Source organism: Flavobacterium keumense (assembly GCF_029866485.1).
GTDB classification, from domain to species: domain Bacteria; phylum Bacteroidota; class Bacteroidia; order Flavobacteriales; family Flavobacteriaceae; genus Flavobacterium; species Flavobacterium keumense.
In genome coordinates this window covers 1073061-1087811 of sequence record NZ_CP092332.1, presented here as the reverse complement: position 1 = coordinate 1087811, position 14751 = coordinate 1073061, and the positions used below count along the sequence as shown (strand labels likewise).

At 34.3% G+C, this 14751-nt stretch carries 13 protein-coding genes and 1 tRNA gene; 7 read left to right on the top strand and 7 right to left on the bottom strand.

Going from position 1 to position 14751, the window contains the following annotated elements; translation table 11 throughout:
• Positions 1–6: 6 nt before the first annotated feature.
• Entirely contained in the window at positions 7–2178 is a 2172-nt protein-coding gene (locus MG292_RS04670) for a S9 family peptidase (protein ID WP_264533867.1), read from the bottom strand.
• Between the two features lie 177 nt (positions 2179–2355).
• Here MG292_RS04670 and MG292_RS04665 point away from each other — a divergent pair, with 177 nt between their 5' ends.
• Together MG292_RS04665 and MG292_RS04660 are read left to right on the top strand one after the other, a co-directional pair.
• A complete protein-coding gene (locus tag MG292_RS04665) occupies positions 2356–3672 on the top strand; it encodes a hydroxymethylglutaryl-CoA reductase, degradative (protein WP_264533868.1) in 1317 nt (438 codons plus the stop codon).
• A gap of 5 nt (positions 3673–3677) precedes the next feature.
• A complete protein-coding gene (locus MG292_RS04660; RefSeq protein WP_264533869.1) occupies positions 3678–4589 on the top strand; it encodes a GYDIA family GHMP kinase in 912 nt (303 codons plus the stop codon).
• Positions 4590–4624: 35 nt separating this feature from the next.
• On the opposite strand, the gene MG292_RS04655 is transcribed toward MG292_RS04660, so the two are convergent.
• The 6 genes from MG292_RS04655 to MG292_RS04630 all read right to left on the bottom strand — a co-directional run bounded on the left by MG292_RS04655 (position 4625) and on the right by MG292_RS04630 (position 10430).
• A complete protein-coding gene (locus MG292_RS04655; protein WP_264533870.1) occupies positions 4625–5227 on the bottom strand; it encodes a hypothetical protein in 603 nt (200 codons plus the stop codon).
• Positions 5228–5403: 176 nt separating this feature from the next.
• The gene (locus MG292_RS04650; protein WP_280158235.1) at positions 5404–7503 is read right to left on the bottom strand and encodes a peptidylprolyl isomerase; all 2100 of its coding nucleotides are present in this window, start codon (positions 7501–7503) and stop codon (positions 5404–5406) included.
• A gap of 147 nt (positions 7504–7650) precedes the next feature.
• The gene (locus tag MG292_RS04645; protein WP_264533872.1) at positions 7651–7848 is read right to left on the bottom strand and encodes a hypothetical protein; all 198 of its coding nucleotides are present in this window, start codon (positions 7846–7848) and stop codon (positions 7651–7653) included.
• Positions 7849–7857: 9 nt separating this feature from the next.
• Positions 7858–8412 carry an LPS export ABC transporter periplasmic protein LptC gene (gene lptC / locus MG292_RS04640; RefSeq protein WP_264533873.1) on the bottom strand — a complete coding sequence of 185 codons (555 nt, stop codon included), beginning with the start codon at positions 8410–8412 and terminating at the stop codon, positions 7858–7860.
• Between the two features lie 40 nt (positions 8413–8452).
• Complete coding sequence (gene bamG, locus MG292_RS04635) at positions 8453–9703, bottom strand: BamG family beta-barrel-assembly machinery protein (protein WP_264533874.1); 1251 nt, start codon at positions 9701–9703, stop codon at positions 8453–8455.
• Positions 9696–10430 (bottom strand): type III pantothenate kinase, encoded by a 735-nt coding sequence (locus MG292_RS04630; RefSeq protein ID WP_264533875.1) that lies wholly within the window; start codon positions 10428–10430, stop codon positions 9696–9698. The genes bamG and MG292_RS04630 overlap by 8 nt, the downstream gene beginning before the upstream one ends.
• A gap of 98 nt (positions 10431–10528) precedes the next feature.
• Between MG292_RS04630 and MG292_RS04625 the strand changes: the two genes are divergently transcribed.
• From MG292_RS04625 to MG292_RS04605, 5 genes are all read left to right on the top strand, one after another.
• Positions 10529–10601: transfer RNA gene (locus tag MG292_RS04625), tRNA-Phe, on the top strand.
• Positions 10602–11047: 446 nt separating this feature from the next.
• Positions 11048–11467, top strand: a complete 420-nt coding sequence (locus tag MG292_RS04620; RefSeq protein WP_264533876.1) for an IS1/IS1595 family N-terminal zinc-binding domain-containing protein — start codon at positions 11048–11050, stop codon at positions 11465–11467.
• A gap of 105 nt (positions 11468–11572) precedes the next feature.
• Positions 11573–12853 carry a hypothetical protein gene (locus MG292_RS04615; protein WP_264533877.1) on the top strand — a complete coding sequence of 427 codons (1281 nt, stop codon included), beginning with the start codon at positions 11573–11575 and terminating at the stop codon, positions 12851–12853.
• Positions 12854–12885: 32 nt separating this feature from the next.
• Complete coding sequence (locus MG292_RS04610; RefSeq protein ID WP_264533878.1) at positions 12886–14448, top strand: MFS transporter; 1563 nt, start codon at positions 12886–12888, stop codon at positions 14446–14448.
• Between the two features lie 32 nt (positions 14449–14480).
• Positions 14481–14702, top strand: a complete 222-nt coding sequence (locus MG292_RS04605; RefSeq protein WP_264533879.1) for a DUF6814 family protein — start codon at positions 14481–14483, stop codon at positions 14700–14702.
• Positions 14703–14751: the final 49 nt, after the last annotated feature.

Below are 14751 nucleotides of genomic sequence, written 5' to 3'. Positions count from 1 at the left end.
TTCGTTTTATAAATTTTCCTTGATAAAATTAGTCATTTTGGTAAACAACTGGATTCTGGTTTTACCTCCGTAAATTCCGTGATTTTTGTCAGGATAAATTTGAGAATCAAATTGTTTGTTGGCTTGAATCAAAGCTTCCATCATTTGCATTGAATTTTGAACATGCACATTATCATCCCCTGAACCATGAATCAACAAGAATTTTCCTTTCAATTTATTCACATGGTTGATTGGCGAATTTTCATCATAGCCACTTGCATTCTCTTGAGGTGTTTGCATATAACGTTCCGTATAAATACTATCGTAAAAACGCCAGTTAGTTACCGGAGCCACTGCAATGGCCATTTTGAATACATCAGCCCCTTTCATAATACAATTCGACGCCATGAAACCTCCATAACTCCAACCCCAAATTCCAATTCGAGATTTATCTACATACGGATAATTTCCAATTACTTTAGCCGCATCGATTTGGTCTTCTACTTCGTATTTTCCTAACTCCTTTTGCGTTACTTTTTTGAAGGCAGCACCTTTAAATCCTGTTCCACGTCCGTCAACACAAGCTACAATATAGCCTTGTTGTGCTAACATTTGGAACCAATAATCATCATTTGAATTCCAATCGTTATTCACTTGTTGCGATCCTGGACCAGAATATTGGTACATAAAAACCGGATATTTTTTGGTTGGATCAAAATCTTTTGGTTTTAAAATCCAAGCATTCAATTCGTTTCCTTTAGCTGTTTTTAACACAAAGAACTCTTTAGCAGGCAAATTATATGCTTTTAATTTGGATGCCAATGCTTCGTTATTCTCAATTACTTGTACTTGCGCTCCTGTTTTAGCTTCATTCAAAGTGTAAGTTGTAGGCTGAGTAGCACTAGAGAAAGTATTGATAAAATATTGAAAATTTGGACTAAAAGTAGCAGCATTTGTACCAGTCTTTTTAGACAAACGCACTTTGTTTTTTCCATTCAAATTGATGCTATATACATCTCTATTAATCGACCCATTCTCAACTGATTGGTAGAAAACTGTATTTGTTTTTTCGTCAAAACCATAGTAATTGGTTACTTCCCAATTGCCTTTGGTCACTTGATTTTTTAATTTTCCCGTTTTATCATACAAGTAAATATGATTGAAGCCGTCTTTTTCACTAGTCCAAATAAAGCTATTGTCTTTCAAGAATGTTAGGTTGTCAGTAACATCTACATACGCTTTGTCTTTTTCATTCAACACCACTTTAGCAGCTCCTGAATTTCCATCAACGAACAACAAATCCAAATTATCTTGGTGACGGTTCAATACTTGAGCCGAAAGTACATTTGCTTCATTCGTCCATTGCATTCTTGCAATGTAAAAATCAGCATATTGAGATAAATTTACTTTTTGAGTTCCTCTAGAAGCTATATCATAAATATGCAAGGATACTTCGGAGTTTTTCTCACCTGCTTTTGGATATTTAAACGTTTCTACCGTTGGGTACAAATCCTTTTTAAAAATAGACATCGAGAATTCAGGAACTTGACTTTCGTCAAAACGAATGTAGGCTACTTTTTTACTGTCTTTGCTCCAATCAAACGCACGAACAAAAGCAAACTCTTCTTCATACACCCAATCCGTAATTCCGTTAATTACGCTGTTCTTTTTTCCATCAGTGGTAATGGCAGTAGTTTGTTTACTTGCAATATCGTACACATACAAATTGTTTTCTCTAGCAAAAGCAATCTTTTTACCATCTGGCGAAAAAGTAGGCTCTTGTACTTGGAAATCAAATAACTTAGATACGCTCTTAGTAGTGGTATCATACAAATAATAATCAGCGGTAAAAGAATGGCGGTAAATAGAATTCGAATTATTAGCTATCAAAATTAATTTCTCATCAGGAGAGAATGTGTAGCTGTCAATACCATCCGTTAATACGGAATGATTTTTAGTATCAATTAACGTACTTACTTTTTTTAAAGTAGCAAAGTCAAACAAATCAATTTGCATGCTTCGTGAAGGAGCATCATAATTCAAAACCGTGTATTGATTGGTATTTTTCATGGACTGCAATTCGTCCATTCCTTTGGCTCTAAAAGCGCCCGAATAAATTTCTTCAACAGTAATTTTTTGTTGTCCAAAAACTGCCATTGTGAACACAAAAAACAGAACAAAAGATAAGTTTGATTTCATAATTTAAATTTGGTTATAACAGACCCCAATTTTAGTGAAAAATTTACAATTATTTCACATTTGAGTTGTTAAATGTTAAACCAAAAAATAAATCCCTCATTTATTGGATACAAGGAGTTATAAAAAAAACGTTCTAAAAGTGTATCTTTGCTAGGAAATTATTATAATCAATTGAGAATGAACCAAGCCGTAAGTGGATTTTCTAAATTATCCAAAGAAGAAAAAATAGCCTGGATTGCCCAAACCTATTTTTCAACTCCAAAAGATGCTATTCAATTATTGAAAAACTATTGGAATTCAGATGAAAAAATCCAAAAACTACACGACGAATTCATCGAAAATACGATTTCTAATTTCTACATTCCTTTGGGTGTTGCGCCTAATTTTCTAATCAACGGAAAATACAAAACCATTCCGATGGCTATCGAAGAAAGTTCGGTGGTAGCAGCCGCTTCCAAAGCCGCTAAATTTTGGTCTACTCGTGGCGGATTTACCACCCGAGTAATTGACACGGAGAAAATTGGTCAGGTACATTTCATTTTCAAAGGGGAAACTGAAAAACTACATACTTTCTTTGCTGAAATCAAATCCGATTTATTTACAGAAACCGCGAGCATTACTAAAAACATGCAAGCTCGTGGCGGTGGTATCCTAGATATTGTTTTAAAAGACAAAACCGATTTAATTCCAAACTATTTTCAGCTTCATGTGAGTTTTGAGACTAAAGACAGTATGGGAGCTAATTTTATCAATTCGTGTTTAGAGCAATTTGCCAAAACCTTAAAAGAAAAGGCTAACCAATACGAATTGTTCTCGGAAACCGAAAAAGACATTCAAATCGTAATGAGTATTTTGTCAAATTACGTTCCCAATTGCATCGTCCGTGCTGAAGTTTCGTGTCCTATTGCCGACTTAGAAGAAAAACACATACCGAATCCGCAGGAGTTTGCCGAGAAATTTGTGCAAGCCGTTCGCATTGCCGAGGTAGAACCTTTCCGTGCCGTAACGCACAACAAAGGGATTATGAATGGAATTGATGCAGTAGTATTGGCAACCGGAAATGATTTTAGAGCCATCGAAGCAGGCGTTCATGCTTATGCATCTCGCAACGGACAGTATTCTAGTTTATCGCATGCCAAAATAGAAAATGGTGTTTTTAGCTTTTGGATGGAAATTCCCTTGGCTTTAGGTACTGTCGGCGGATTGACCTCTTTGCATCCATTGGTAAAATTAGCTTTGGAAATGCTCGAAAAACCTTCTGCTCAAGAGTTAATGCAAATTGTAGCAGTAGCAGGCTTAGCCCAAAATTTTGCTGCCCTGCGTTCGTTAACTACAACAGGAATCCAAGACGGACACATGAAAATGCACTTGAATAATATTTTAAATCAATTTGACGCAACAGAAGACGAACGTATAGCAGTACGAAAACACTTCAAGCACCAAACCGTTTCCCATAGCGCGGTAGTCGAATTTATGAACCAATTGAGAAACTAATTGGAATGCAAAAGACCTTCTATAGCAACGGCAAATTATTAATTTCAGGAGAATACCTCATTTTGGATGGCGCCAAAGGATTGGCTTTACCCACTAAAATGGGACAAAATCTCATTGTGGAAGATACAAGTACAGGTGCTATTCATTGGAAAAGTTATGATTTTAATGGAAGTGTTTGGTTTGAAGATACTCTCTCGTTTGAAGAAATTCAAGACAATAACATTACTACAGAATCAGTAAAAGCGACACTCATCAAAATTTTGCAGGTCGCTGATGCGATGAATCCAAGTGTGTTTTCTAATTCAGCTGGTTTTAGTATAACTACACAATTGAGTTTTCCACGAAATTGGGGTTTAGGCAGTTCGTCCACCTTGATTAACAATATAGCGCAATGGTTTCAAATAAACGCTTTTGAATTGTTGCATAAAAGTTTTGGTGGCAGCGGCTATGATATTGCTTGTGCGCAAAACAACAATCCTATTACTTATTCTATTGCAAATGGGAAACCCAAAGTAGAAAAAGTAGCTTTTAAACCTGAATTTAGTCAAAATCTCTATTTTGTGTATTTGAACCAAAAACGCAATAGTAAATCGGCCATAGCGGAATATCATTCCAATAAAACCTCCCAATTATCGAACTACATTGCTACGATTGATTCCTTAACTCAAGACATTCTTGCCGCAAAGAACATTGATGTTTTTGCGCAATTACTACACCAACACGAAAGCGTTTTAAGTGCGCTTTTAAAAACAGAAACAGTGAAAAATACCTTATTCCCAGACTTTGAAGGTGCTATAAAAAGTTTAGGCGCTTGGGGTGGCGATTTTGTTTTGGCAGTTTCAAAAGAAAATCCAAAACCATATTTTATTGCCAAAGGATATGAAACGGTGATTCCGTATTCAGAAATGATTTTGTGATTTAAAATAAATTAATTTTTATACTAAAATTAATACTATCTATAAACACCATCACTAACTTTTTCAAGAACACTCCATTTTCCGTTGATTTTTACCATAACTACTATGAATATGTCATCAATATATTTATTATCAGTTGTTGTGGATGTTACACTAAAAGCAACATATTTATGATGTTTGTAATAAATAGGTTTTGAAAACGAAAATACTTTATAATTCTCTTTAAAGTCGAAAACTTCATATTTCCCAGGATCTGGAAATTTTTCCTGTTTAATAAAAACAATATTTTTATGATTAAAATCATTGATCGTCCAATAATCCCCTTTTACCCAACGATCTTCAATATATTTATTTTCATACTTACATTTCATTTTTTCCCAATACTTCTCATTAAATAAAGGCTTTTCAACACCCTCATATCTTTCATATTTGGATGTAAATGGTTCAAAATAAATTTGTCCTTTAAATATATCAATAGTCACATTATTATTAATTTTCTCTTCAATTACCATAATAGTATCTGAATCTTTTAAATTAAGACTCGATACATAATCATTGATAGGAGTTAACTGAAAACTTACGGTTTTACAACTAAACAATAATTGACAAGCAATAAAAAGAAAAATAAAATTTTTCATATATAAGATTGTTTACACAGATTTTAAATTCGATTATTACTAAAATATTTATTTTTACTATCAAATATAATGAACAATAACCATATAAAATTATACTACACAATAAGCAAATAAATTTAAACCATAAAAAAAGCCAAGACAATGTCTTGGCTTTTTTGTATAGTGAATTTTACTTCTTAGTAATTGAACTTACTTCTATTGTCTTCAATAGTAGCATTGGCTTTCAATGCTGGAAGAATTCTACCCGCATCCCCTGCAGTTTGTTGTTTTAATTTAGCTACATAAGCAGCGTGGTTTTTCAAGGCTGGTGCTTTTACTGTACTTACATTTTTCACAACATACACACCCGTTACTCCTTCAATAGGTGCTGACACTTTATTAGCAGCCAGGGCAAAAGCTGTTCCTACTACTACTTTTGGCTCAGCCCCAACTAAACCTAAAACTGGATTTTCCATAGTAAGGTTAGCCGCTTGCTCTACTTTAGATCCCGCTGATTTTGCAATCGCTTCTAATGAAGAACCTGTCATTTTCGCTTTGATTAACTCTGCTTTTTTCTTATTTTTAAGGATTGGCTCCACATAGGATCTTACTTGAGAAACTGGCACTAAACCTGAATTATCTATTGATTTTACTCTCGCAATTACGTGACCAATATTAGCTAACTCAAATCGTTTGATTGATCCTACTTTAGAATCTTCTTCAAAAGCCCATCTTACAATAGCTCTTTGATTTCCTAAAGACGCAAATTGTTCTTGCATCCCTGTCACTGTTACAGCAGGAGCAATTGTTAATTTCATGTCTTTTGCCAATTTAGCAAAGTCTTTGCTAGCAGCATCCATCTCAAATTGAGTAGCTTGAGTAAATATTTTATCTGAAGTAGCTTCTGATGGCTCTACTTTTTGAGCTACAGTTGCTAAACGTACTCCGTCTTGTTTATCTGTAATTCTGATGATGTGGAATCCAAAAGGTGTTTCTACTAATCCAACTTTTCCAATTGGGTTACCAAAAACAAAATCGTTAAATGGTTTTACCATTTGGTTTGGGCCAAAATAACCCAAATCACCCCCTTGTTGTGCCGAAGAATCATCTGAGTTAGAAAATGCTAACATCATGAAGCTATCTGGATTAGCATTCACTTGTGCTAAGATAGCTTGGGCTTTTGCCAAGGCTTGTTCTTTAGTTCTTTTTTCTCTTTTGTTAGGTACTTGAGTCCCTTCATAACTAATTAAGATATGGCTTGCTTTGGCATTAACTCCTGCTCTTTTACCAAATGATTTAGAAATACAGTAGTAATTTCCAAATTTATAAGGACCATAAACCGCTCCAGGAGCTAAATTGAATAATTGATCTGCATCAATTGCTGGTAAATCTTTTTTGGCTACAAAAGAAGAGTCATAAGGCACATCAGAATTTGAGTTTACAAACTCAATGGCATTCGGAGCATTTTTAAATCCAGGCAAAGTATCGTTTTTACCTGTTTTTTGGTTGTATACCACACTTCCTGACAATAAAGACGTGATTTTTGCTCTCACCTCAGCCTCATCTTCTTTAGATGCTTTGTCTTCTATTAAAACATACTCAATTTCTCTTGATTCATCTGCTTTGTATTTTTTTTCATTTTTCTTCATGAAGTCTACAATTTCAGCATCAGTTACTTTAACTTGGCTGTCTTTGATAGTTGAATACAATCCCGCAACATAAGCAAAATTTACTTTATTAGCCTCCATTTCATATTTCAATTTCCCTTCGGCTTCAGTTGTATATAAAGCTGATTTTACCATGGTATTGTAAATTTGAAACTTTGCATTCAATTCTGCAGATTTTTCTCTTTCTTGTAAAAAAGCAGCTTGTTCAGGATTAGCCTTAAAATAGTCTTTAAACTTTGCTAAATCAAATAGTCCTGCAGCATTTAAAAATAAAGGATTACTTCCAATATTTTGATCTGCTTTTAAAACCTCGATCAAATGTTTCTCTCCAACTCTTAAACCTAATTTTTCAAATTCAGAGGTCAACAAAGCAATCGAAACTTCTTGGTCCCAAACTTGATTAGCAGCTTGAGTCGCTGTTATTCCTTGACCACTCTTTTCCACATTACTTACTTTAATTCTAAAGTCTTCAAAAGAAATGTCTTTATCATTAATAGTTCCCACATCTTTTGTATTTTGCCCAAGACCGCCTTTACCGATTAAATCTTGTATAATAAACGCAAATAAAGCCAATGCAATTGCACCAATTAATAATGCAGAACGTTTTCTAATTTTTGCTAAAACTGCCATTTTTATAGTAATTAATTTTATTTTCAGTTTGCGAAAATACAATTATCTAATTAATAATTATACTCGTCGCGTTTTATTTTGAAAGTTTTTTTTAATTTCTAAAAAAACTTCCAAAATATTCTTTCGTCTAACGCACTCTAATTCTATTTAATTTTTATTATTTCTTCGTGATTCGAATCGTTTAGCATAGCGCCTTCTAAAAGCAAATAGAAAGAAAGCTAAGCCAGCAAAAATTAAAGTTAAACCCGAATTACCAGCTGGATCATTCCATTTTACGATGGAATCAATCACTAAATAAACGCCTAAAATAAGGTACAAATACGGAGTGTATTTAAGGTATGTCATAATTAAATCTTATTGGTTTGAATCTACTTCACCTGTTATTCTTTGTGAATTGATTACTTTAAAATCTTTACTAAAATCTATTCCTTGGCCATTTGAAATTCCTTTAGGAGAAGTAAATTTAAATTTTCGTTCAGTAAAAAACCAAGCGTTTTTTTGATCATAGTACAATTGTTGTGTTTCTAACATCTGGCCGTCATCAGACACTATTTTTACCTTACCCTGCAAATCAATAATTCCAGTTTGTTTGTATGAAATTGCATAATCGGATGTAACTTGTGTTTTTTTGGCCTTCTTGTCATAAAAAGTAGCATGAATTCCTTTTGGAAACTCAGTAAAAGGAAAATCTACTACTGCATAATCCTTCATTTTATCACTAATTAAAATAGCCGTAATCTTTCCGGAATCCGTGTATTTCAAATTGATTTTATCCGCTTCGCTACTAGGTACAAAATCTGAAAAATTATCTTTCTGAATTTCTTTAAAATTACTCTCGCAACCTAGAATCAATAGAAAAAACACTATTGATAAACCTTGAATTAGTTTATTTTTGCTGAAAAAATTCATACTTTTTTAAACTTAATAAAAGCAGCTAAGCTAGTTTTAATTAATTGTACTTTCTTTTCTGAAACCATTTATCATTTAATGATAAACTCAAACAAAAATTCATGTAATTTTCTTGAACTAAGTTAGATTGTGTAGTCCCTTTTTTACCCAACTCTAAACCAATATTAGCATTGGAAAAAGAACCTGTAACCGGAAAACCAATTCCTAAAGTCAGACCTGTGTCTTGTATTGATTTTGAATTCACAACCAATCCTGTTTTTTCATATTTCAAGCCAGCCCTATATACCAAACGTTTACCATAACTAGCAAATGAACTATAATTAGGAATAAAATAACCTCCTACACTATATTTCTGATATTTTTCATAAGAAACATTATTAAATGAATTGTAGGTATTGGCTAATGAGGCAGCATCTCTAGTGCTTAGCTGTGCTGCAATTAACCATTTTTTAGACGCACCAATTCCTAAACCGACTGTGAGCTTACTCGGAATTTTTAAATTAGCATTGGTAACTACATCACTTGCCGCATCTACCAGTGTGGTATTGAACTGCGCATCAATCAAAACAGTTGAAATAGCACTAGTGTTGGTAGACTTCAAAGTACTTTCACGTGCATAATTCAAACTAGAGTACAAGTTTATTTTTTTGGTAAGACTCTTTTGAAATAGTAAACCCAAATTAAAATTAAATCCAGAAAGAATCGCATTATTGGTTTCTCTTGTCCCTACTGGAATACCCGATAAAAATTCCAAATTTGAAGTTTCTATTTTTCCAAAATTATAATGCGCATCGGCTCCAAAACTTAAAGAAGGTGAAATAGCATACCCTACACCAAAAAACACTTTGTTAAGCCCTCCTGAACCATCAAAACGTTTACTGTTTTGTGAAGCATCTGGAGCTATTGACTGTATTTTATAACCCACCGACGAAAAAGGAATCAATCCAAAACCAACACCCAATTTTCCCATGGGTAACCCAACAGCCAAATAGTCCAAAGTAACCCTTTGAACTCCTGACGAAGTGGATGCATTTTTTAATTGAGTGGTAGCTAGACTACCTCCTAAAGCAAATGTAGTTAACTTAAGTGAGGCAAAACTAGCTGGATTGTCCAAATTAATATGAATACTATCTTGTTCCACACCTATACCTGCCATAGATCGCATTTCTGCTGTTCCTTTATAGCGAACATCACCAATTCCAAAAAACGAATACGGAGAAGCAGTTCCTTCTTGTGCAAAAGATACGAATGAAAAAAGCAAACAAGTGCTTACTATAATTTTTTTAATCATTTTTGATTTTATATTGAAAGGTTTGGTTCAAACTCTCTAAAAGAAAATTTGAATTGGCAAATATGGTATTTTTTAATCGTTTAGCCAAAAATTCTGCGTCGCCACCCGTTAAAATTATGATAAAATTTGAATAGCGTGTGCGATACTCTTCTATAAAGCCATCTATTTCATGTGCCAAACCATTTACTACACCCGAATGAATAGAATTTGCTGTGGAATTCCCAATGAAATAATCCGGACATTCTGATGCTAATAAAGGGAGTTTTGCCGTATAATTGTGTAACGATTCATACCTCAACCGCAAGCCCGGGGAAATGGCTCCTCCTAAATACACATCGTCTTGACTGATGAAATCATAAGTAACACAAGTTCCCACATCAATTACCAAGCGGTTTTGAGCTGGATAACACAAAGTAGCGCCTGCAGCCAAAACCATTCGATCAATTCCTAAGGTTTGCGGGGTCGCATACGCATTCAAAAACGGAAAAGCATCCGTATGTGTTACAAAATGAATGGATACCTTAGTAGCTAGACTTGAAAAAGCTTCCTCTCCTAATTTTCCAACACTAGCCACTACCAAATGAGTGGTGTCTGGGTATTGTATTAAAATATTTTCAATTGCATTTTGCAACGCATTCGGTTCAAAAAGGAATTGTTCCAAAAAGGTATCGTTCTCAAAAACAGCACCTTTAATTCGGGTATTGCCTACATCTATTGTTAGAATCATATTTTATAGTTTGACCATGCGAAGATACGAATTGATTTTTTTTACTATTTGTTTTGGATAAATTAAAAATGGTTCTATATTTGCACCCGCATAAGCAAGGTACCTTAGCTCAGATGGTAGAGCAATGGACTGAAAATCCATGTGTCCCTGGTTCGATCCCTGGAGGTACCACAAAACCCACTCAAACGAGTGGGTTTTTTGTTTTTATACCTTTGTGTAAACCTATTTCAGGACAAGACAGCAACTTACATTATATATCGTCCCTACGGGACTTTTTTCAGCTATACAAGGCTTTTATTACCAAGATGCAACTCCTAACGGAGCCTGATTCTGTAAATAAATCCCCTGCACGCGAATCCTTTCGCCCCTACTACAGCGCGAAATGAAATTCGACGAAGTCAGTCCTTTCGCGAGTGATAACCAAAATAACGATTACCTAAAATCTAGTTCCCTCAAGCCCCCTACTCTTATCTGTTTTTCATTTCAATAGATTTTACTATCAATCATTCATTATTCGTCCTATAAAAATAAAGGTTTTGTAATTTTTTTTAAATTTTATTACAAATATTGAATTAGTATATTTGCTAATTTATTATATTTATGCAAAATTTATATATATGGAAATTGTATCCTGCCCAAAATGCCAAAATAACCACATCATCAAAAGTGGCATTATCAACAACAAACAAAGGTATTTATGTAAAAAATGTAACTATTTTTTTACGGTCAATAAAATGGGTAAAAAGATAGATGATTATTATGTTACCAAGGCATTACAATTGTACTTAGAAGGTTTAAGCTATCGCGAAATAGAGCGTATTATTGGGGTTTCGCATGTTACTATTAGCAACTGGGTAAAAAGCTTTAATATCAAAAAACCTTCTCATACTGACTACCATCCTACTTATAAGATATTTAATCATTTAGAACTCGTAGAGTATTTAAAAAATAAAGAATTGTTATCAGGAGCAGGTATGATTATTACCGAACTAGGTGATAAATTTATGCTTATAAAATGGGAGCGATTCAAAGATTAACTATATATTTTTACACTTATATATATAATAATTTTTTTTAATGTAAAAATATTTGAATTTGGCCCTGTTAAAATTAACCATTTTACTAACCAAACCAAATACATTATGAAAAAACGCTATTTCATCCTTTTAGCAGCTATTGCTTCTTTCAAAGGATATTCCCAAACTCCAACCGCAGCTGCCCCAGCGGCCAATGATTACAGTATCTCTTGGTACGGTTTCATTCGAACTGATTATATGTGGGACACCCGCAAATCTGCTCAAGTAAGAGAAGACCATTTAAATTTATACCCGTTAGACAAGTCTATCAATGCAGGAGATGGTAAAGATGCTAATGCCGTGGGGCAATCTAACTTTTTATCGGTAGTTTCCCGTTTAGGTGTTAAAGTAAAAGGGCCTGACGTATGGGGTGCTAAAGTAAGCGGAACACTTGAAGGCGATTTCTTTGGAAACTTCGAAAATGCTTCAACAAGCACAACTACTGTAGGTTTATTAAGACTACGTCATGCCTACGCACAATTAGATTGGAAAAAAACTTCCTTGACCATGGGACAAACTTGGTACCCAACTTTTATTCCTGAAGTTTTCCCTGGAGTGGCTAATTTCAGTACTGGAATTATGTTTAATCCTTTTGGATGGGCATCTCAAGTGAAATTAAAACAAAATTTAAGCAAAGATCTTTCGATTAGTTTTACTGCGTACAAAGAACGTGAGTTTACAACTACAGGTCCTGGAACTCAAAATTCAGCTTCAATCAACTCAGCTATTCCTTCTATTAATACTCAACTACAATACAAAGGCAAAAACCTTTTTATGGGAGCTGGAATCGAAGTTAAATCGCTACAACCAAGAACCGATAATGGCTTAACTGGTAGTGCTAAGAAAAACACAACAGAAAAAGCAAACAGCACAAGTATTTTCGGATACGGTAAATATTCTAATGATGATATCACCATCAAAGCATACGGAATTTCTGGAGGCAACTTATTCAATATGGTAATGCTTGGCGGGTATATAGGATCTACTGCAAACGGTATCGAATCCTATGAAGCTACCAAAACATCGGCTTTTTGGATTGATATTGCTAGCAATGGAAAATCAGTTGCTCCTGGTATTTTCTTTGGAAGAACTCAAAATAATGGTGCAGACAAAACCGGTACTGTTGCTTATGGAAGAGGTATTGGAGTTAATGGCGCCAGAATGGTTGACAATGTATGGAGACTTTCTGGACGTATTGACTTTAAGAAAAATAAATTTAGAGTATCCCCAGAGTTAGAACTAACATCAGCTGATTGGGGTGCTGCAGATGCTTATGGAAAAGTAACTGGAGCTTTAACAAACGTAAGTAATTTTAGAACAATGATTTCTTGTGCTTACACTTTCTAACACATATTAATTAACCAACCAAATATTAAATTATGAATCAACACAAAAAAAGCTCCTTATGGACTGTAATTGGAGCATCTTCAGTAGGTACCATGATCGAATGGTATGACTTTTACATCTTTGGTAGTTTAGCTACTATTATTTCAACTAAATTTTTCCCTTCAGACAATCCAACAGCTGCCTTCCTTTCTACTTTGGCAACATTTGCTGCAGGTTTCGTAGTGCGCCCTTTTGGAGCGTTATTCTTTGGTCGCCTTGGAGACTTAATTGGACGTAAATACACGTTCATGGTTACTCTATTATTAATGGGTGGGGCTACCTTCATGATTGGATGTATTCCTAGCTATGAAACTATTGGTTTTATGGCACCAACATTAGTATTAATTTTACGTTTACTTCAAGGTCTTGCTCTTGGTGGAGAATATGGTGGTGCTGCTACTTATGTAGCCGAACATGCTGGTCCAGGACAAAGAGGTTACTGGACTTCATGGATTCAAACTACGGCTACTATTGGTTTATTTGTTTCTCTTTTTGTAATTATGGCTACAAAAAGCTCCATGACTAAAGAAGCCTTTGAAGATTGGGGATGGAGAGTACCGTTCTGGGTTTCTATCTTAATGATCTTGGTTTCTTACTTAATTCGTAAAAACATGAGTGAATCTCCTGAATTTGCGAAAGTAAAAGCAGAAGGAAAAACCAGTAAAAACCCATTAAAAGAAAGTTTTGGACACAAATTAAACTTCAAATTTGTATTATTAGCTTTATTTGGACTTGTGATGGGGCAAGGTGTAGTTTGGTACACTGGACAATTCTATGCGATGAGTTTTATTGAAAAAACGATGGGACTTGCAGATCAAAAGGGAGATATTATGATGATTGCAATTTTAATGGCAACTCCATTCTTCGTGTTTTTCGGTTGGTTATCTGACAGAATTGGTAGAAAATGGTTAATGCTTGTTGGGATTTTGATCGCTGTTGTATCTTACAGACCCGTTTACAAAGCAATGTACGAAACTACAAGCATCAAAAACAAAACTGAAATCGTAGAAAAAACAGTTGTAGTAGCTGAAACAAAAGAAAATAAAGAGGCATTAGATTCTGTTTATACTACTACTAAAGAATTTACAGATGGTGCTACTTGGAAAGAAGTAAAAACCGTTGCCTTAGAAAACGGAGTAGCTAAAATTGTTGATGGAAAACCAAAAGTAGACAAAGTAACTACAATGGTTGTTAACGATTCTGACAAATGGATGGTAACTTTATTAGTTTTCTTCCAGATCTTTTTAGTAACTATGGTATACGGGCCAACAGCAGCTTTCTTAGTAGAATTGTTCCCTGCAAAAATCCGTTATACTTCGATGTCATTACCGTATCATATTGGAAATGGAATCTTTGGAGGATTATTACCAGCTATCGCTACATCATTAGTTGTAAGCGCAGGTAAATTAAATGATGCTGCAGTTGCTGCAGGAAATGAACCTGTGGTACAAGACGCTTATTTAGAGGGGCTTTGGTATCCAATTATTATCGGAGCTATCTGTTTTGTAATTGGAGCTATCTATGTTGATGGTAAAAGTACCGCTCATAAAGAATAAGTAATTTTAATTAAACTAAAAAACATCATATTATGAATGCAATAAAAAGAGTATTAGGCATTGTTTGGATTGCTACAGGAATTGCAGCTGCATATTTCCTTTTGATTGATCAAGCAATTCCAAAATTTGAAACAGGAAAACAGGAAGATTTAATTCCTGCCATTATATATACTTTTATCTTAGCTCCAATTATTGTGGGTGGTTTAGGCATCTTTGGATACTATTCACTTACAGGAGAGTTTGATGAGAAATAAAAATTAATATCATTTTTTATATACAATCGCTGTCATTTTTGGCAGCGTT